This window comes from Arthrobacter sp. P1_B3, from assembly GCF_056406615.1.
In genome coordinates this window covers 42,324-61,211 of sequence record NZ_JBFTZV010000009.1, presented here as the reverse complement: position 1 = coordinate 61,211, position 18,888 = coordinate 42,324, and the positions used below count along the sequence as shown (strand labels likewise).

General features: G+C 67.9%; 15 protein-coding genes. 9 read left to right on the top strand and 6 right to left on the bottom strand.

Going from position 1 to position 18,888, the window contains the following annotated elements:
- The first annotated feature begins 3 nt into the window (after window positions 1-3).
- The 9 genes from AC1D2F_RS12215 (at window position 4) to AC1D2F_RS12175 (ending at window position 12,131) form a co-directional block, all read left to right on the top strand.
- Window positions 4-576, top strand: coding sequence for a (2Fe-2S)-binding protein (locus AC1D2F_RS12215; protein WP_229992128.1), 573 nt, complete (start codon window positions 4-6; stop codon window positions 574-576).
- A complete protein-coding gene (locus tag AC1D2F_RS12210; RefSeq protein ID WP_364743366.1) occupies window positions 573-2,966 on the top strand; it encodes an aerobic carbon-monoxide dehydrogenase large subunit in 2,394 nt (797 codons plus the stop codon). The genes AC1D2F_RS12215 and AC1D2F_RS12210 overlap by 4 nt, the downstream gene beginning before the upstream one ends.
- The gene (locus AC1D2F_RS12205; protein WP_476966815.1) at window positions 2,966-3,919 is read left to right on the top strand and encodes an XdhC family protein; all 954 of its coding nucleotides are present in this window, start codon (window positions 2,966-2,968) and stop codon (window positions 3,917-3,919) included. Before AC1D2F_RS12210 ends, AC1D2F_RS12205 begins: the two co-directional genes overlap by 1 nt.
- A complete protein-coding gene (locus tag AC1D2F_RS12200; protein ID WP_476966814.1) occupies window positions 3,903-4,619 on the top strand; it encodes a nucleotidyltransferase family protein in 717 nt (238 codons plus the stop codon). The genes AC1D2F_RS12205 and AC1D2F_RS12200 overlap by 17 nt, the downstream gene beginning before the upstream one ends.
- A complete protein-coding gene (locus AC1D2F_RS12195; RefSeq protein WP_229992132.1) occupies window positions 4,616-5,539 on the top strand; it encodes an AAA family ATPase in 924 nt (307 codons plus the stop codon). The genes AC1D2F_RS12200 and AC1D2F_RS12195 overlap by 4 nt, the downstream gene beginning before the upstream one ends.
- Window positions 5,532-6,818: a vWA domain-containing protein gene (locus AC1D2F_RS12190; RefSeq protein WP_476966813.1), complete on the top strand. Its 1,287-nt coding sequence runs from the start codon at window positions 5,532-5,534 to the stop codon at window positions 6,816-6,818. Before AC1D2F_RS12195 ends, AC1D2F_RS12190 begins: the two co-directional genes overlap by 8 nt.
- Window positions 6,808-7,545: an SRPBCC family protein gene (locus tag AC1D2F_RS12185; RefSeq protein WP_476966812.1), complete on the top strand. Its 738-nt coding sequence runs from the start codon at window positions 6,808-6,810 to the stop codon at window positions 7,543-7,545. Before AC1D2F_RS12190 ends, AC1D2F_RS12185 begins: the two co-directional genes overlap by 11 nt.
- Before the next feature lie 9 nt (window positions 7,546-7,554).
- Complete coding sequence (locus AC1D2F_RS12180; RefSeq protein ID WP_476966811.1) at window positions 7,555-8,682, top strand: XdhC family protein; 1,128 nt, start codon at window positions 7,555-7,557, stop codon at window positions 8,680-8,682.
- Between the two features lie 389 nt (window positions 8,683-9,071).
- A complete protein-coding gene (locus AC1D2F_RS12175) occupies window positions 9,072-12,131 on the top strand; it encodes an AfsR/SARP family transcriptional regulator (RefSeq protein ID WP_229992136.1) in 3,060 nt (1,019 codons plus the stop codon).
- Here the strand turns inward: AC1D2F_RS12175 and AC1D2F_RS12170 are convergent.
- The 6 genes from AC1D2F_RS12170 to AC1D2F_RS12145 all read right to left on the bottom strand — a co-directional run bounded on the left by AC1D2F_RS12170 (window position 12,055) and on the right by AC1D2F_RS12145 (window position 18,886).
- On the bottom strand, window positions 12,055-12,570 hold the full coding sequence (locus AC1D2F_RS12170) for a hypothetical protein (RefSeq protein ID WP_229992137.1): 516 nt from the start codon (window positions 12,568-12,570) through the stop codon (window positions 12,055-12,057). The two genes, AC1D2F_RS12175 and AC1D2F_RS12170, sit on opposite strands and share 77 nt — an antisense overlap.
- Before the next feature lie 682 nt (window positions 12,571-13,252).
- Window positions 13,253-13,822 (bottom strand): phage tail protein I, encoded by a 570-nt coding sequence (locus AC1D2F_RS12165; RefSeq protein WP_229992138.1) that lies wholly within the window; start codon window positions 13,820-13,822, stop codon window positions 13,253-13,255.
- A 1-nt stretch (window position 13,823) separates the two neighbouring features.
- Complete coding sequence (locus AC1D2F_RS12160; RefSeq protein ID WP_476966810.1) at window positions 13,824-15,773, bottom strand: putative baseplate assembly protein; 1,950 nt, start codon at window positions 15,771-15,773, stop codon at window positions 13,824-13,826.
- On the bottom strand, window positions 15,773-16,186 hold the full coding sequence (locus AC1D2F_RS12155; protein WP_229992140.1) for a GPW/gp25 family protein: 414 nt from the start codon (window positions 16,184-16,186) through the stop codon (window positions 15,773-15,775). Before AC1D2F_RS12155 ends, AC1D2F_RS12160 begins: the two co-directional genes overlap by 1 nt.
- Before the next feature lie 47 nt (window positions 16,187-16,233).
- A complete protein-coding gene (locus AC1D2F_RS12150; protein ID WP_229992141.1) occupies window positions 16,234-18,054 on the bottom strand; it encodes a VgrG-related protein in 1,821 nt (606 codons plus the stop codon).
- A complete protein-coding gene (locus AC1D2F_RS12145; protein ID WP_476966809.1) occupies window positions 18,041-18,886 on the bottom strand; it encodes a CIS tube protein in 846 nt (281 codons plus the stop codon). Before AC1D2F_RS12145 ends, AC1D2F_RS12150 begins: the two co-directional genes overlap by 14 nt.
- Window positions 18,887-18,888 lie beyond the last annotated feature (2 nt).

Below are 18,888 nucleotides of genomic sequence, written 5' to 3'. Positions count from 1 at the left end.
CCGATGCAGATCAGCATGACCGTTAACGGCACCGACGTCACGAGCGAGATTGAACCCCGGGTGCTCCTGGTCCACTACATCCGCGAGGTCCTGGGCCTCACCGGTACGCACTGGGGATGCGACACGAGCAACTGCGGGACGTGTGTGGTCCTGATGGACGGTCAGCCCGTGAAGTCCTGCACCGTCCTGGCCGCCATGGCCGCGGGGCACGACATCCGCACCGTGGAGGGACTGGCCACCGGCGGCACCCTCGACCCCGTCCAGCAGGGCTTCATGGAGGAGCACGGGCTGCAGTGCGGCTTCTGCACCCCGGGGATGATGCTCACGGCCCGCGCGCTCCTTGATAAGAATCCGCACCCGGACGACGCCGAGATCCGGCGGGCCATTTCCGGGCAGATCTGCCGGTGCACGGGCTACGCAACGATCGTCCGCTCGGTGCAGTGGGCCGCCGCCCATCCTGCCGGCACTGGAGTGGAGGACGCAGCGGCCGCCGACGAAGTCCTGGATGGCACGGACACTGCCGTCCCGGATGTCGCCGCAGAGACAGCGAACACAGCCACGGAGGTGAAGGCATGACCGTCATCCATGACCGGCCGTCGAACCCGGCCGCCGGCGACGAGGACCGCCCGATCGGCTACGGCCGGATCCAGCGGAAGGAAGACCCGCGCTTCGTGCGCGGCAAGGGCCACTACCTGGATGACATCGTGCTGCCGGGTATGCTGCACGGGGCCATCCTGCGGGCTCCGGTGGCGCACGCCCGGCTCGTGTCCATCGACACCACCAATGCCCTGGCACACCCGAAAGTCGTTGCAGTCATCACCGGCAAGGACCTCCTGGGCCTGAAGCTCGCATGGGCACCGACGCTCTCCGCGGATGTCCAGGCCGTGCTGGTGACCGACAAAGTCCGGTTCCAGGGCCAGGAAGTCGCGTTCGTCGTGGCAGAGGACCGCTACGCCGCCCGGGACGCCCTGGAGCTGATCGACGTCGAATACGATGTGCTGCCGCCGCTGGTGGACGCCCGCAAGGCGCTCGACCCGGACGCGCCGGTGATCCGCGACGAGATCGAGGGCCGGACGGACAATCGGATCTTCGACTGGGAGATGGGCGACAAAGCCGAAACCGATGCGGTGTTCGCCTCCGCCGATGTGGTGGTCAGCCAGGAGGTGGTGTACCCGCGCGTCCACCCCGCGCCGATGGAGACGTGCGGTGCCGTCGCCGACTTCGACGCCGTCAACGGCAAGCTGACGCTCTACGAGACCACGCAGGCCCCGCACGCGCACCGGACCTTGTTCGCGATCGTCGCCGGCATCCCCGAACACAAGATCAGGATTGTCTCCCCCGATATCGGCGGCGGCTTCGGCAACAAGGTCGGGATCTACCCCGGTTATATCCTCGCCGTCGTCGGCTCGATCGTCTCCGGCCGCCCGGTCAAATGGGTGGAGGACCGTTCGGAGAACCTGATGTCGACCTCGTTCGCCCGGGACTACATCATGCAGGGCGAAATCGCGGCGACCAAGGACGGCAAGATCCTGGCCCTGCGCACCCACGTGCTGGCCGACCACGGCGCGTTCAACGCCACCGCCCAGCCCACCAAGAACCCGGCCGGATTCTTCTCCATCTTCACCGGCAGCTACGACCTGATGGCTGCCCACTGCTCCGTCACTGGCGTCTACACCAACAAGGCGCCCGGCGGCGTCGCCTACGCTTGCTCGTTCCGCGTCACCGAGGCCGTCTATCTGGTGGAGCGGATGGTGGACGTCCTGGCCCGCAAGCTGAACATGGACCCCGCCGAGCTGCGGCTCAAGAACTTCATCAAGCCGGAGCAGTTCCCTTATGCCAACAAGACCGGCTGGGTCTACGACTCGGGCAACTACGAGGCTGCCATGCGGCTCTCGATGCAGCTCGCCGGGTACGAGGACCTCCGCCGCGAACAGGCCGAAAAGCGCGAGCGCGGCGAACTCATGGGCGTCGGGGTGTCCTTCTTCACGGAAGTCGTGGGAGCCGGCCCCCGGAAGCACTTCGACATTGTGGGCCTCGGCATGGCCGACGGCGCCGAGCTGCGCGTGCACCCCACCGGCAAGGCCGTGGTGCGCATCTCGGTGCAGAGCCAGGGCCAGGGCCACGAGACCACGTTCGCCCAGATCGTGGCCGAGGAACTCGGCATCCCGCCGGAGGACATCGAGGTGGTGCACGGGGACACGGACCAGACCCCGTTCGGATTGGGCACGTACGGCAGCCGTTCGACGCCGGTCAGCGGCGGCGCCGTGGCCCTCGTAGCCCGGAAGGTGCGCGAGAAGGCGAAACTGATCGCCGGGGCCATGCTCGAGACCCGCCCCGAGGACCTCGAGTGGGAAAAGGGACGCTGGTTCGTCAAGGGCGACCCGAGCGTCGGCAAGACCATCGCCGAGATCGCCATGGGCGCCCACGGCACCGTTGCCTTGCCCGAGGGAGTGGACGGGAACCTCGACGCCGAGGTGACCTACGACCCGCCGAACCTCACCTTTCCGTTCGGCGCCTACATCTGCGTCGTGGACATCGACCCCGGCACGGGGCAGGTCAAGGTGCGGCGGTTCATCGCGGTGGATGACTGCGGCACCAGGATCAACCCGATGATCATCGAAGGCCAGGTGCACGGCGGACTGACGGACGGTGTCGGCATGGCCCTGATGGAGATCATCGAGTTCGACGAGGCCGGCAACTGCCTCGCCGGGTCCTTCATGGACTACCTGATCCCCACGGCCATGGAGGTGCCGGACTGGGAAACCGGGTTCACCGTCACCCCGTCCCCGCACCACCCGATCGGGGCGAAGGGCATCGGCGAGTCCGCCACAGTCGGCTCCCCGCCGGCGATCGTCAACGCCGTCGTCGACGCCCTGGCGCCGTTCGGCGTCACCCATGTGGACATGCCCTGCACCCCGGCCCGCGTCTGGGCCGCCATGCAGGGCCGGGCCAGGCCGCCGATCTGATGGCCGGCTCCGCAGGATCCCTGGCCGCCAGGGCCGATGAACTCGCCAGCCGCCGCGAGCCGTTCGTCCACGCCACGGTGGTCCGCGCCCAGCGTCCCACGAGCGCCCACGCCGGGGACACGGCTCTGGTGCTGCCCACCGGAGAGATCCAGGGCTTTGTGGGCGGGAACTGTGTGGAGGCATCGGTGCGCGAGTACAGCCTGCAGGTTCTGGCCTCCCAGGAACCGCTCCTGTTGCGGGTGCTGCCCGGGGAACCGTCCCGCACCGCGGAGGAAGGCGCCGTCGAGGTCTCCAACCCCTGCCTCAGCGGCGGGGCGATCGAGATCTTCCTCCAGCCGCGGATTCCGGCGCCCCGGGTCCTGGTGGTGGGCACGACGCCGGTGGCGCAGGCCCTGGCGACGCTCGGCTCCGGCGTCGGCCTCGAAGTCGAACTCACGGATGGCGAATCCGCCGATCCCCGCCGCGATGATGCGGCATTGATCGTCGCCTCCCACGGAAGAGCCGAGGAGGGTGCGCTGGAGGCGGCCCTGCGCGCGGATGTCCCTTACGTGGCCCTCGTGGCCAGCGAAACCCGCGGCGCCGCCGTCCTGGAATCCCTCGACGTCGACGACGCCCTGCGGCGGCGGGTTTTCACGCCGGCCGGGCTGCAGCTCGGCGCCCGGACCCCCGGGGAGATCGCGCTTTCAATCCTGGCCCAGCTGGTCGGGGAACGGTCCAAGGCGCGGCGCGCTGCCCCGCCCCTCGCGGCGGCCGCTGCGGCCGCGCCCACAGGCATGGAGGCGCCCACGGAGTCAGGGCCGACGAGCGCGGTCGACCCGGTGTGCGGCATGTCCGTCCCAGCCCTCGAGTCGTCGCTGCACCTGGTACACAACGGGATGACCGTCTACTTCTGCTCGCCCGGCTGCCGGGCCGCCTTCCGCAAAGATCCGGAGCGCTATGCCCTCACGACCTGAACCGCTGCTGACAGCCGGGTGCCCCGGACGCCGGTCCGCGGGAATCATCCTGGCCGCGGGTGCCTCCCGGCGCCTGGGCCGGCCCAAACAGCTGCTGCCCTACGGCAGCGGAGTCCTGCTCGATGCCGTCCTGGAAACTGCCCGGGACTGTTCCTTCAGCCAGACGGTGCTGGCCCTGGGCGGCGCGGCGGCCGAGATAGAGCGAACCGTCGACACCAGCGGCTGCGATGTGGTGCTCAACCCGGACTTCGGCGAAGGGTGCGCGTCCTCCATCGCCTCCGCGCTCGCGGCCCTGCATCCGGACACTGACGCCGTGGTCCTGCTGCTCGGCGATCAGCCCGGTGTCCGGGCCGCGAGCGTCCGGGCCGTGCTCGGCGCCCTCGAGCAGACGGGTTCCGCCGCCCCTTCCGCCGCCGCCGCCAGTCCTGGCTCTGCCGGTGCTGGCCGTGCCGGTGCCGGTGCCGGTTCGCCCGGCATCGCGGTGTGCCGCTACGACGACGGCGTGGGCCACCCGCTGGCGTTTGCCCGGCGCCTGCTGCCGGACCTGGCTGCCCTGCACGGGGACAAGGCAGTCTGGAAGCTCCTCGAACAGCGCACGGACGACGTCATCGAGGTCCGCACGCCCGGTCCCGTCCCGCTGGACGTGGACACCGAGGAAGACTACAGGCGCGTCCTTGACAGCCTGCAGGGGGCCGTATGACGACGGCGGCGCGGGCCGGCGCGGAGGAGGACGTGCGGCGCCGGGTCCCGGATGTGGCGTCGCTGATGGCCGCGCTGGACCGCACCAACTACCTGGCCGACGTCGGACTCGCAACGGCCCTGTTCCTGGCCGTCCGCCTGCCGCAGCCCATCCTGCTCGAAGGCGAGGCGGGAGTCGGGAAAACGGAGGCCGCGAAGGCGTTGGCCGAACTCCTCGACACGCCGCTGTACCGGCTGCAATGCTACGAGGGGATCGACGCCGGCGAGGCCCTGTACGAATGGAACCATCAACGCCAGCTCCTCGGCATCCGGCTGGCCGAAGTCCGCGACACCGAGGTCACGGAAACGGACCTCTTCGCCCCCCAGTACCTTTTGCGGCGGCCGCTGCTGCAGGCGCTGGAACATCCCGGCCCGCGGCCCGCCGTGCTGCTTCTGGACGAGATCGACCGCGCCGACGCCGAATTCGAGGCCTTCACGTTTGAACTGCTGGCGGAATCCGCCGTCACCATCCCGGAGCTCGGCACAATCCGCGCCACCCATCCCCCCATCGTGATCCTCACTTCCAACCGGACGCGGGACCTTCATGACGCCTTGACCCGCCGCTGCCTCTACCACTGGATCGACTACCCCGGACCGGCCCGGATCGCCGAGATCGTGCGCCGCCGGGTTCCCGCCAGCAGCGGCCCGTTGGCGCTCCAGGCAGCGGCCGTCATAACCCGGCTGCGGATGCTGGACCTCGCCAAACCCCCGGGGATATCCGAGGCAATCGACTGGGTCTCGGCCCTGGCCGTGCTCGGCGTGGAACGGATCGACCCCGGAATCACCGAGCAAACGTGGGGCTCAATCGTCAAGAACCGCGATGACCTTGAACTCGTCGGCTCCCGCGGCGCGGCCTGGCTTGTGGACGGCACCGATGGCTGAGGACAACAACCCCACCCCCGCACCGCCGCCACGGGTCGAGGCAGCAGCCTTGTCCGCCGCGTTCGTTACGGCAATCCGGAGGGCCGGTCTTGCCACGTCGCCGGACCGGGCGGCACGGCTGGCCGAGGCGCTCCACCTGATCCCACCGACCCAGCTTGAGCAGCTCTACTGGACCTGCCGCGTGGTGCTCGTATCCGCGCGCGAACAGGTGCCCCTGTTTGATGCCGTCTTCGCAGCCGTGTTCCGCCCGAATGCCGGCACCGCACAACCGGGCCGGGCGGCCCGCCCGGCAGTGCCGGCACCGCCCGCAGCGGAGCCGCGGACCAGGCCCGCGACAGCAGGCACCCGGGAGGCGGGCACGGCCGCCGGCAAGGACCAGGATCCGCGCGTGGCCTCCCCCGGCCGGGACAGCTCCGCGGAGGACCGCCGCGCCGACAGGGAGGCCGTCCTTGCCATGGTTTCCGCGGACGAACACCTCCATGAGACCTCCTTTGCCGAGCTTTCTGCCGATGAAGTACACGAGGTGCGGCGGCTGGCCGCGGCGCTGCAGCTGGCGACACCGCCGCGCCTGAGCCGCCGCACGCGCACGTCGGCACACAGCACAGCGAGCCTGGACGTCCGGGCGACAGTGCGCGCTGCCCGTCGCTCCGGTACAGACGCTCCACTGTTGCTCTATGCCCGCCGCCGTGAGCAGCGCCGCAAACTGGTGCTGCTGTGCGATGTTTCCGGATCGATGGAACCGTACGCACGCGTCTTTGTATCCCTGCTGCAGGGTGCTGTGACCGGGGCCGGGGCCGAAGCTTTTGTCTTCTCCACGAGGCTGACCAGGCTTACGCGGCAACTGGCCCTGCGCGATCCGGACCAGGCCCTGGCCCGCGCCGCCGTCTCCGCGCCCGACTGKGCCAGCGGAACCCGGATCGCCGAGTGCCTCCGGCGTTTCGTCGACGAGCACGGCCGCCGCGGACTGGCGCGTGGCGCCGTGGTGGTGGTGTTTTCGGACGGCTGGGCCTACGAGGATCCGGAACAGGTCGCGGCGCAGATGGCCCGCCTGCGCCGGCTTGCCCACAGGATCATCTGGGTGAATCCGCGCAAGGCGGCGCCCCAGTACCAGCCCCTCGTCGGCGGGATGGCAGCAGCTCTGCCCTACTGCGACGCATTCGTCAGCGGCCACAGCTACCGGGCTTTGGCAGAGCTGGCGGCCGCAATTCGGGGTAACGGCCCGCAACCAGGCCACCGGCACGGACGAGCGAAAGGCAAGGAACCAGCTCATGCAAATTGACAGCACGTTCTCGGTGGTCGCACCGATAAGCCAGGTGTGGGACACACTGATGGACTTTGAAAGGGTGGCCGGTTGCCTTCCCGGGGCCAAGATCCTGAACAAGCTCTCGGATGAGGCCTACCAGGTGGGCATGACGGTAAAGCTCGGCCCGGTCACGATGCAATACAAGGGCCTGCTGAACGTCATTGAAAGAAACGCCTCGGAACGCCGCGCCGTCCTTGGCGGCAAAGCCCAGGAGACCCGCGGACAGGGCACCGCCGAGGCCACCGTCACCCTGACGCTGGCCGAAGACGGCGGGGCCACACGGGGGTCCGTCAGCGCAGATCTCGCGCTGTCCGGCAAGGCCGCGGCCATGGGCAAAGGCGTAATCGGGAGCGTCACGGAGCAGATGATGACCCTCTTCGCGAACAACCTGCAGGCCATGCTCGCAGAGGGCCCACGGCCGGTCCCCGAAGCACCCGCGGAGCCGGTCCCGGCCGCTGTCCCGGAACCGGTCCCGGCGTCGGCCGCACCCGAGCCTGCCCCGGCCGCTGTCCCGGTACCAGTCCCGGCGTCGGCCGCGCCGGGCGGCAGCCTGGATGCGCTGAGCCTGGCCAGGGGAATGGCGGCGGAGCAGCTGTCCAGCCCGGTGAAAGTCCTCGGCGTTGTCGCGGTCGTGGCGTGCGTCGCCTACTGGGCCGGCCGGCGTTCAGCGTTCCGGCTGCTCCGGCTCTGCGGCAGGCTCTGAGGAGCGGCGATGCGCGATGTCCTGGCGGCCATGTTGCCCGACTGGCGAAGGGGTGCCACAGCAGGCTTGGCCACCGTCGTGAGCACTTTCAAATCGGCGCCACGGGTCCCCGGGGCCGCCATGCTGGTGACGGCCGACGGCCAGGCCGTGGGCTCCGTCTCCGGCGGCTGCGTGGAGGGTGCCGTGTACGAACTGGCCACCCAGGTCAAGGACGACGGCGAGCCGGCCCTGGTGCGCTACGGGATCAGCGACGACGACGCCTACGCCGTGGGCCTGACCTGCGGTGGCATCATCGACATTTTTGTTGAACCTGTCTCCCAGCGCCGCTTTGCCGAGCTCGACGCCGTCGCGCAGGACATTACCGCCGGGCGCCGCGTGGGGGTCGCCACGGTCATCGAACACCCGGATGCCGACCGCGTGGGGCGGCACCTCATCGTCAGGCCGGGGGGATGGGAAGGCGACTTGGGCTCTGACCGGACCAACCGCGCCGTCGGCGACGACACCCAGGGCCTTCTCGCCGCCGGCCGGACGGGTATCTTGAACTACGGCGTTGACGGCGAGCGGCTCGACACCGGCATGCGCGTCTTCTTCGCCAGCTACGCGCCGCCGCCACGCATGGTCGTCTTCGGCGCCATTGACTTCGCCGCGGCGCTGGCCCGGCTGGGCGCTTTCCTGGGGTACCGGGTAACCGTCTGTGATGCGCGGTCCGTTTTCGCCACGCCAGCGAGGTTCCCCGACGCCGCCGAGGTGGTCAACGCGTGGCCCCACCGGTATCTGAGCGACCAGTTCGCCCAAGGACTGCTGGATTCCCGGGCCGTGCTGTGCGTCCTGACCCACGATCCGAAGTTCGATATCCCTGTCCTGGTGGTGGCCCTGCGCGGCAGCCCCGTCGCGTTTATCGGCGCTATGGGATCCAGGCGCACGCACGAGGACAGGATGGCACGGCTGCGCGAGGCAGGACTGAGCGAGGCAGAATTGTCCAGGCTCCACAGTCCCGTGGGCCTTGATCTCGGTGCCCGCACGCCGGAGGAAACGGCCGTGTCCATCGCTGCAGAGTTCATCGCCCGGCAGTGGAGCGGCAGCGGGGAGCCTTTGCGGGAACTCGGCGAACGGATCCATCACGACGAGCAGTTGTGAGCGTGCCGCCATGAACAGCCAGCCATGATTGCGGACGACGCCCTGCGCTGAACGATGGCTGCGCTGCTGCTGGCGGCAACGCTGTACACGGCGTTCCGTGCCATTCGACAGTCGCCACCGGCCACCCGGGTGGGTTTGGCCTCCACGTCGCGATGATGACGGCTATGACGCTATGCTCGCCCCCCGGATTCCAGTGGCCGCGGCCCTCGCTGCGTAATTAGAAGAACCCGCAGATTCACTCATGCACGTCGACCCCCGGGACTCGTCAGCAGCCCGGATGGACTGTCGATTTGTCGGGGAAAGCCGCCGGATGCTCGATTCGATGGACGCATGAGCCCTAGACTATAAGACACGCTGGGACGCAATCCTTCCGGGGGAAGCAGGACGGTATGGCAGCCACACAGCATGGATATTGCCTGAAGGGCCCGGACGTCAAAGGCCTTCTGCGCCCCCGCCTGATCCCGTGCATTGAGGGCGCCACAAGCGCACGGCTTGGACTCGTGATCGCTCCTCCCGGAACGGGCAAAACGACTCTCCTGGCGCAATGGGCGGCGCATCGCTCCTCCACGGTGGCATGGTTCCGGCCGAGTCCGCGTGACGCGAAGCCGGGCCGGATGCTCACCCGATTCGCCGCCGCGCTCGCCATGGCTGCAGACGAGGAATCCCCCCGGTCCTTCGCCGAGTTGGAGCTCTTGGCCGGCCGGCTTGAAAAGCCGCTCGTCTTCGTCGTCGATGACCTGCATGCGCTGGCGCATACTTCCGCGGAGTCGGAACTTGAGCGGCTACTCGCACTGAACTCACCACAGGTTCATTTCCTCGTGGGCAGCCGCCGCCCGCCACCGTTCAATCTGGCCAGGTCCGAGCTCCCCGCTGCCGTGACGGTTTCCGGTGATGACTTGCGCTTTCGCGCCAATGAAGTGGACCAACTTTTCCGGAATATGTACAAACAGCCCCTGAGTTCGGCGGGGACGCTGAACCTGGTGCAGAGGACCGATGGCTGGGCCGCTGCGTTGCACCTCTTTCACCTGGCAACCAAGAACCGTTCCGAAGTCGAACGAAGGCGAGCGGCCGAGTCCCTCGGCCCGGCGCCGCAGTACGTCACGAGCTACCTGACACACCATTTCCTTGCCGGGGTGTCGGAGGACATGGAACTGCTGCTTCGCCAGACTTGCCTGTTCGACGTACTCACTCCGTCCCGCTGCGACGCGCTCCTTGAACGCCGTGACAGCCGGCAACTGCTGCGGCGCCTGGAGCAGCTCGGTGTCATCTCGAGCGAGGACGGCGGTGCAAAGGTGCGGGCCCCCGAGGTGCTTCGTCAATACTTCGTTGCAGCGTTGATCGAGTCAGAGCACAGCTTGCCGCAAAGTACGCGTGAGCGCACAGCGAAAATCCTGGAACAGGAGGGCGACGTCGGCGCGGCACTGCGGGTGCTGGCAGAAGGCCAGGACTGGGCCAAGGTGGGGAGCCTTCTGCACAGGGCGCGAAGCACCGCTGTACAGCCTGGCACTTGCGAATGGGCAGCCCTGGTTCCACGGCCTGCCGTGCGAGATGATGCCGCGTTTGCGGTGGCCACGTCACGGCGGCTCGTCGACGACGGCTGCATGGCGGCCGCCTACAGAACCGCCGCGCAGGTCCCTGCGTTGACCAGCGTTCCCGAGTGGCTTGCGCTGGCCCGGAAGCTTCAGCTGATGGCCGCATCGTGGGCCGGAGGCGCGCCCACCACGGGCCCCGGCCCGGCGCGCGGCTTGCGGGACGCGACTCGAGGGAATCCTGGCGGCGTGGCCCGATCGATGGGCGACGCCCGCCGGCCCCAGGAATTTCTTGCCAAGGGGCTGGCCTGCCTTCTGGCCGGTGATCAATGCTCTGCCCTTCCACCGCTGCGGCGGTGTGCCGGACTGCTCGACGACGAACCGGTGGCCGCACTTGCTGCCCAGCTTGCGCTGGCAGTTTTTGGGCCGGAATCCACTGATGCGGACCTTAGCGGCCCTGCCGCCGAGCTGGACGCCGTCCAGCGGCAGGCCCAACGCCGCGGTTTCACCTGGCTTGCCCGCGTCGCGCAGGGTGTCCAAGCCGGTCTGCCGGGATCCTCAAGTTCTCAGGACGCCGTCCGGTCGATCATTGACAGCTGTGAGCAGAGGGGTGACGAGTGGGGTGCGGCATTGGTGGCCGCTTCTGCAGCCCTGATGCAGTGGCGGGCGGGACGCCCGGATACCCGGGCGTTCGACGCGCTGGCCGGGCGTTTCCGAGGTCTCGATGCTGGGGCCCTGGAAGCCTGGGCGCAGTCGGCGCAGGCCCTCGTTAGTGCCACGATGGATCTGCCGGGAGCCGCCGAGGAGTCGCGTTCCGCGGAGGCATTTGCCCGGGCGGCGGGTGTTCCCGGCGCGCTGGCGGTCGCTTACGCGGCCGTGGCGGCGCAGTGGCCGGAGCACTACGACGAACTGATGAATGTGGCACGCGAGACCGGCAGGTCGGCCGGATTGGTGTGCCGCCCGTGGACGTGGATGTTGCCTGCGCCGCCGGCGCTCGCGGCGCGGTTCGCCCTGCCCAATCCGGGGCCGGCGGCCGGCCGTGCGGAACTCGCGGACCGGGACGTCGGCGTTCCTGCAGTTGAGGTAGCGGACTGCTCAGCCCTGCCGGCCCTGCAGATAGGTTGTTTCGGCGGATTTGCGCTCCTCAGTGACGGAGTTGGCGTGAACTTGTCCAGGGTGCGGCCCCAGGCACGGACGGTGCTCCGGATTCTTTCTCTGAACGCCGGCCGCCCGGTTCACCGCGAACGGCTTGCGGGCATCCTGTGGGCAGACTTGGACACTGCCGCGGCACAGCATGCGTTACAGGTGAGTGTGTCCAGTTTGCGGGGTGCACTCCAGCCTGAGGGACAAGCCGAGGCCCAGCACCTCCTCATTCGGCAGGGCGAGGCCTACGCCTTGGTGCTCGGTAAAGGATCGGTGTTCGACCTCGCGGACTTCGACCGGACAATCCATGATGCATCGCTGGCACGGTCAGCGGGAGACAACGCTGCCGCCGCTGAAGGGCTCCGCCGTGCCGTCCAGCTGTACACCGGTGAGGTGCTCCCGGAAGATGGCCCCGCGGAGTGGGTGAGCGCCACCCGCGAACGGTACCGCCTGCGGGCCGCCGAGGCTGCGGCGTCGCTGGCGGGCTTGGAGCTCCATCTGGGCAACCCGGCCGATGCCGCCGCGGCCGCCACCCGGAGTGTTGAAATCGATCCGTGGCGGGACGAATCATGGCGGACCCTGGTCGAGACCTTCCGGCGCCTCGGGGATCCGGCTGCGGCGGAACGCGCGCAACGGCGATACGACCTCATTTTGAATTCTCTGGGCGTGCCGGCGGAATCTGCACGTACCAGCACAGAAGTCACCGCCGGCCGAAGAACTGGACTTCCTCGACGGACACGGGTCCGTCCGTCGGACCTGCCGAATCCAGGATCCTAAGCATCACGGTCGAGGTCTGGTCCGCCCCAAAGTAAAAGTTCTTGGGACCTGACTCGCAGCCGCTGAGGTCAACAGTGAGGGACGCTCGAGCTCCATCGCCGCGAACGGCGACGATCTCGGCCTTGACCGGCTTCTGTTCCTTGCCGGGGTCCTGATCCACACCGGACGCAGCACAGAAAATGACTACGTACGTCAAGCGAAACGGGGGGCCGAAACCGGCCTTGAGGTAGTCGACGCCGGCCTGCGCGGGGCCCCTCGACGCCCACGAGCGTTCAGAGCCGTCGAAGGCCAGGTCCGCACCGCGTCCCGGTTTGGAGCTCGACGCATCTTTATCCTGGACAGTAATTTTTTCCTCCGAGATTTCGTCCACCACGCGCGTCATGGCTGCGGCAATCACGCCCCGGCCAAGGTAGGCGACGCCGCAAAATAGTCCCAACACCGTGAGGAGGGACACGGCACCCACGGGGAAGCGGCGCTGTATCCGCCATCTGGGCCGGGTTCCTGCTGGCAGCGCGGGAGGCTTCGTGCGGCCCAGGATCTGCTGCCACCACGGCGGAAGGGGCGGTGCAGGCGCTGTTTCCTCGAGACCGGCCCCGCATTGTCGGCAGAAGTGCACGTCCGGCTTGTTGCCCGCCCCGCACCGGCGGCAGATGAGGCCGCCCGGAAACTGCGGAGGTTCGTCGTGCGGTGCCTGTGGTGTGGCCTTGTATGGAGCGTGGTCTCCCTCCTTTCCGGGTTGGCGCTCTTGCAGTCCGGCGCCATGTGTCGCGGCATCCCCTGTCGCCGTGCCGCCGATGCTCTCGGGAGCACCCACACGGGCGTTGCCCGCCACGTGCGCCCCCGACTTCGCTCCGCCGGACGGGACGGAGTTCCGCAGGTCCCTGGACGCAGTAACCGGTGATGCAGCGTGCCGGGTGTCCGACGGTCCGGGAACTATCGGAAGCTGTGCCGTCGTCACGTCTGGATCCAGGTTTGTGCTCGAGCCTGTCGGCATCGGGCGTGGTTCCTCCGCCTCGGCGGGCGTCCGCTGCCAGACAAGGTAGGCTCCGCAATTGCTGCAGAATCGCTCGCCGTCATTGTTGCGGGCGCTGCAGTCTCCACAGATCAGCACCGCGGGCTCCTCAGGAATCGTCAGCGTAGGGGGCAACTGCGGGCACTATCTCCAGGGTATGGGGAACATGCGCCGGTTTCACGGCATTGACAATGCCCTCCAGTCGCCGGATATTCACGTCCTCCCGGGCAGCAGCGTAGACCCGTATGTGCAGCATCGCGGCGGGCCTGCCCGGCAATTCCGTGCCCGGCGTCGAGGACCAGGTGGTGCCACCGCTGTCTTCAACTTCGACGTCCACCACACCTCCGACGGCGAGCCTGACAGCGTCGGCGACCCCCGGGACGGTGCCTCGGCGGCGGTGGATCGCTGCGGCGTGCGCCACAACGTCGCGGCGCCGTGCCGTGGACCATGACTCGTCCAGGCGTACGCCCACCCAGTCGGCCAGCCAATTCAGGAAGTCTTCAGGGGCCAAGCTGGGATTGAGGTAGGAGTCGAGGCCGTCCAGCGTCGTGAATACCGGGGCCAGGGCGTCGTCGAAGGCGAGCAGGAACCGTTGGAGGAAGGCGTCTTCCTGCAGCACGGCCGGCAGCCCGGCGGCCAGCGGCACCGCGCTGGGCAGACCCTCTACCATGCCCCGCATCTCAGACCCCTTCCGTCACCCGAACACGATGGTCAAAGGAGAACACCAACGCATTCCGTTCCAGTTCAACGCGTTGCTGTGGCTCACCACGCTGGCCCGTGATGGGGTCGGCCGCGAACACCAGCACTTCGTCGACGATTTCGGTTCCGGCCAGCCGTTGAAGCACCGCATGGACTTCGCCTGCCTGCACGGGACGGCCGAACGGCCATCCTTCTCCGTCCGGACCGCCCCGGATTGGATCAAAATACTCGTAGAGCGCCCGGAGCGCGTTGCGCTTCAGCGCCTCGCGCGACACTCTGGGCCGCGTTGTGAGTTGGGCGACGACGGTCACCCCACGGTAGTAGGGCGGTTCTACCACGACCCTTGTGCCCACCGGACGGCGTGCGTCCAGATACGATGCGACCACAGAGAGCGTCTCTTCGTCCGGCACCAAATCCTCGAATGTCAGCCTCTGATCTTTGTCCGGGACAGCCGCCGGAACCACCAGCACCCTGACTCCGCCAGCCTCGTCAGGACCGTTGGCCGGGATGCACCGGACCCTGGCAATGTCCGGGGCGGCGCGCTTCGCCAGTTGCTCGTAGTCTTCGGCTGTGATGGCCCGGTCGCGGGTCCGCAATGCAAGGGCCCCACGGAGCTTGGCCTGTTCGATGGTTTCCGGAGCCACTCCGCCGTGGGCGGCACGGCGGTTCTCGACGCTGTTGACAAAGGGAATGCTGGACCGAAGCACTGACAGTGCCCGGGCAGCAACGTTACCCGTGGGTCCCCCGCCCGTGCGGTACAGCGGAACCCTTACGGGGCTACCGGCAGGCGGGACGGCACCGTAATGGCGCAGCGAGCCGTCGGGCTCGCGCACAGCAGGGGGGAAATGGACGAGGCCGGCCGTGCGGTCGAAGGCAACGACCCGGTCCTCAGGACCGCATCCTGCGAACGAGTCCACCTCGGTCCAGGTATCCCAGCCGGAACCGGAGGCGATCTCCACCACGAACGGCTCGCCGCCGGGAACTACGGGGTGACGCCCCACTTCAAACGACTGTCCCGGAACACCTTCGGACATCCCGATAACCTCACCGGCAATCGTCTCTGCATGGACGCCCGGAACAGACCCGCCGATAGTGAAAGCGTTCACGAAACGCACAGTGGGGGAAGCGCTGTAGGGCGGGTAGCCGTCCTTGGGGTCCACCACGCGGCATCGCAGCCAGCCCGCTCGGACTCCCCCCATCAGTGAGGCCGTGTGCGTGTGTGGCACATGGATGATCACGTCGCCGGGCCGGTTGAGCCCGCCGGTCCCGTCGCTGTCCAGCTCGCATGATGCCCAGTCGGCGCCATCCCAGGCCTCCCAGACAAGCGGCGGGTTGCGGGGGTTTACGCCCACACCCCGGACCTCGCACGCGAACCGCAGGGCCACCGCACAGGAAGGCGCCTGATCGTTCAAGCCGAGTAGCAGCACGTCCCCCGGCAGCGGTGGCGTACCGAAGCAGGCGAAGTCCCCGTCCCCGTGCAAAGCCTCGGAATGGGGCACAGGAACTCCCCCGCGGCCCTGCGTCATGACGTGGCCCAGCCGTCTGGGCGGCACGGTCAGGTCCCTTGTCGTCGTGAAGACCACCGCCTCGTCCTCTTCGGTGCGCCGGGTCGACACCTCTGTTCCCTGCGGAATGACGACAGTGTCCGGCTGCGGTGCTGACAACCACATCAGGAGCTCAACGGAGGCGGCGGTCGGCGGATGCAGCGTGACACCGAGCAGTTCCAGAAATGCGATGTAGAGGCGGTCAGGTACGCGGTTGAGCCGGTAGAAGAGTTGATCCACCATAAACGCGAATGTTTCGATCAGGGTGACGCCGGGATCGGAGACATTGTGGTCGGTCCACTCCGGACAATACTGCGCGACCATGCGTTTGGCGTCATCCACAAGGTCCTGGAACCGGCGGTCATCAAGGTTGGGTGACGGGAGCATTAGGAAGCAGCCTCCTGACCGGTGCGCGGAATGACGTAGAAGGGAAAGACAAGGTTCCGGGGGTCGTTGGTTCCCCGGACGGTGTACTGCACATCGATCAGCAGCACTCCGTCGTCGGCCCCGTCAAAATGGACCAGCACCTTCTCGACGTCGATCCTGGGTTCCCAGCGGTCCAGCGCCACCCGGATCGCGTAGGCGATGTCGCCGGCTGTTGCCGCGTCTGCCGGTGCAAAAACATAATCATGGATCGCGCAGCCGAATTCCGGGCGCATCGGCCGCTCGCCCGGAGAGGTCGCCAGGATGAGGTGGATGCTCTCCTCGATCTCGCGCTGGTCATGAACGAGCGCGATGCTGCCGGTCCGGTCGGTGCGCAGCGGGAAGGCCCAGCCGGCACCAATGAATTCCTGTCCCACCTTGCTGCCTCCTATTCCCCCAGCGGACTTGTCTGTTGCGTTGGGGTTCAGTTGATGCGGACCAGGCCGCCCTTGACCGTGGTCGTGGCACCGCCGGACAGCTCGGCCGTCGCGTCGCCAGCCACCTTGACGCTCGGGGCCTTCACTTCGGCCGACCCGCTGCCCGTGATCTTCACCGACGCTCCCTTCAGGTCCAGGCCCGAAGTCGCTTCCACGGTCACGTTCTTGCCCTTGATGACCACATCTCCCGTGGACGTAGTGACCGAGACATCCTTCCTGGCCGTGATGGTCACGGGGCCCTCGGACAGGATTTGGATCCCAGCGTCAGGTTTCTGCACGAGCGAGACCTTTTGCTTGCCGCCGTTGGTGCTCACGGTGAGCTGTTCGCCGTCGGGCGATTCCAGGAACTCCACCAGCATCCCCGTGCGGGAGACAAATGCGCGCCGTTGGACGGCGCCGTCAGTGGAACCCACATGGTCCGCCCAAGGTTTGTCCGGCTTGTCCTTGCCATTGAACAGGCCACCCAGGACAAACGGCTGCTGGAAGCTCCCGTGGCCGAAGGCAACAAGGACCTCGTCGCCGACCTCAGGGAGGACGACGGCGCCGCGCGAGGCGCCGGCCCCCGCCTGGACGGTGCGCGCCCACCAACTCTCGTAGGTGTCGGAGAGGACCGGAAACTTCACCTTGACCCGGCCTTGGTTCTCCGGGTCCTTCGCGGCGGTCACCACGGCGTTGACGACGCCGGGAACTGCAGCCCTGCCGTTCCCACCGGCCGCGACTCCGTAGAGGGAACGCTCGGACTCATGGCTCACGGCGAACGTCGTGAGGTATCCGGTGTCGGGGCTGAAATCGTGCCGGGAGGAGCTCAGCGTGTAGCTCCCGTCGAAGGGCTTCCCGGCCCCATTCAGGGTGACTGCAGCACCGGCCCGCAGCTGGGGGTTTCCGCGGGCCACACCTTCCAGTTCAGCGAACGCGCCGCTCAGTCGGGAGGCGAGGGCCGCTGCGGTGGCGTCGCACTGTGCCGCCTGCTCGAACGCTGTAGCCGGAGCCACGTACCGCGGGCTATCGAACTTCTTGGCGAGGGCAACCGGGGTCACCTCGGGGAGCTTGGCGCTGCGGGTCGTTGCCGGGGCGACGGAAACGATGGCCCGTTTCGCAGCAACGTCCCAGCCCCTGACCTCCACATCGGGGACCTGGTCGGCGGAGGTGACCGTGCCCCGCAGGGACACAAGGTTCACTCCCCGTTGGAGCACCAGGGGCTCGTTCCTCGCCCCGCCGGCATCCGGCGGGGCTGTTGCCGCATCCGTCGACGCGGTGAAGTGCATCGCGCCGCCGGACACGGAAAGGACCACACCAGACTCGACGGCCAGCCTGTGCAGGAAGTCCCAGTCGCTGATGCCGTCCTGTGCCACATGCTGCAGCACGGGGCCTTTGGCGTCGATCGTGCCCGCCTTGATTCCGGCGCGCTGGGCCACCTTGCGGACGATGTCCGCGGCGGTGCTCTGCAGGTAGGCCTCAACGCGGCGTCCCCGGAACAGCCGGTGGGAATGGTCCAGGCCTCGGACGATTGTGTACAGGCCGTCGTGGTCCATTTCCGTTTCGAGGGCAGTGACCTCACCGGAGAGCAGGGGCACCGGGCCTCCGGGGCCGCTTTGTTGGACGAGCAGCTTGACGGGCGCCCCGATGCTGATCCCTGCCTTGTCCAGCACTGTGGAGTACTCATCACTGAAGCGGAGCAGGAACAGGTCCGGAACGTTACTGCTGTCGTCGACGTAGCCCGAAACCAGACGTGCGGCAATATCCGGGGGAAGCGGCTGCCCGGCGACTTCCACCAGCAGCATGTTGCTGAATTCTTCACCGTGCGCCACGGATCACCTCCCGTCCCTCGGCCGGGCCATCCCGCAGTGCCACGGACGGCAGCTCATTCACGGCGGGCAGCAGCACAGAGGTGCCGGACCGCAGCCGCATCGGATCATCAATGCGGTTGGCTGCCGCAACCGCCCGCCATAGAGATGCGTTTCCGTATTCGTTGTAGGCGATGCCGGCGAGAGTCTCACCCTCAATCAGGACATGCACTCGTCGCGGCACCAGGGCGCCGGACGTCGGGTTCTGCTTTGGCGGATCACCCGCTATCTCTTCAAGCGCCACGGTGCAAGTGGCGCGCACGGGAACCCCTGCAGCCGTGAAGAGGGTGTATTTGACTTGCACGCTGGCGATATAGGACAGCGACCCCGTCAGCTGCCCCCAGCGGAACAGCACCCACGGCGGTGACCCCTTGTTCTGCTTCAGGGACGCCGGGGTGGGAGTGCAGCAGGAAAACAACTTTTCCACCCGCTTGACCACGGCGTCGTCCTGCTTCGCGGACGCGTCAAAAAACATCTCCAAGGAGAGCTTGGAGGGCATCGGCCCGTTGTACTGCGGCGGCCCCGCTTTCTTGTTGCCCTTGGCGGTCTGCCGGGTCCAGGAGGCCGCCTTGCCCAGCGTCAGCTCCTTCGGGTTGAACTGAAATTCAATCCTCCCCAGCTGGGGTCCGGCCTTGTCCAGCGAGCCGTCCTTTGACGGTTCGAACAGTTCCAGGTACGCGTGGGAGAGCTTTAGTGCCGCCTCTCCGCCGGCGCCTGCAGGGCCGCCTGCGCTGGCAACGGCTGCAGGAGCGGCAGCGGTACTTGGCGCCCTGCCCGCTACCGCACTCGTGGTCATGT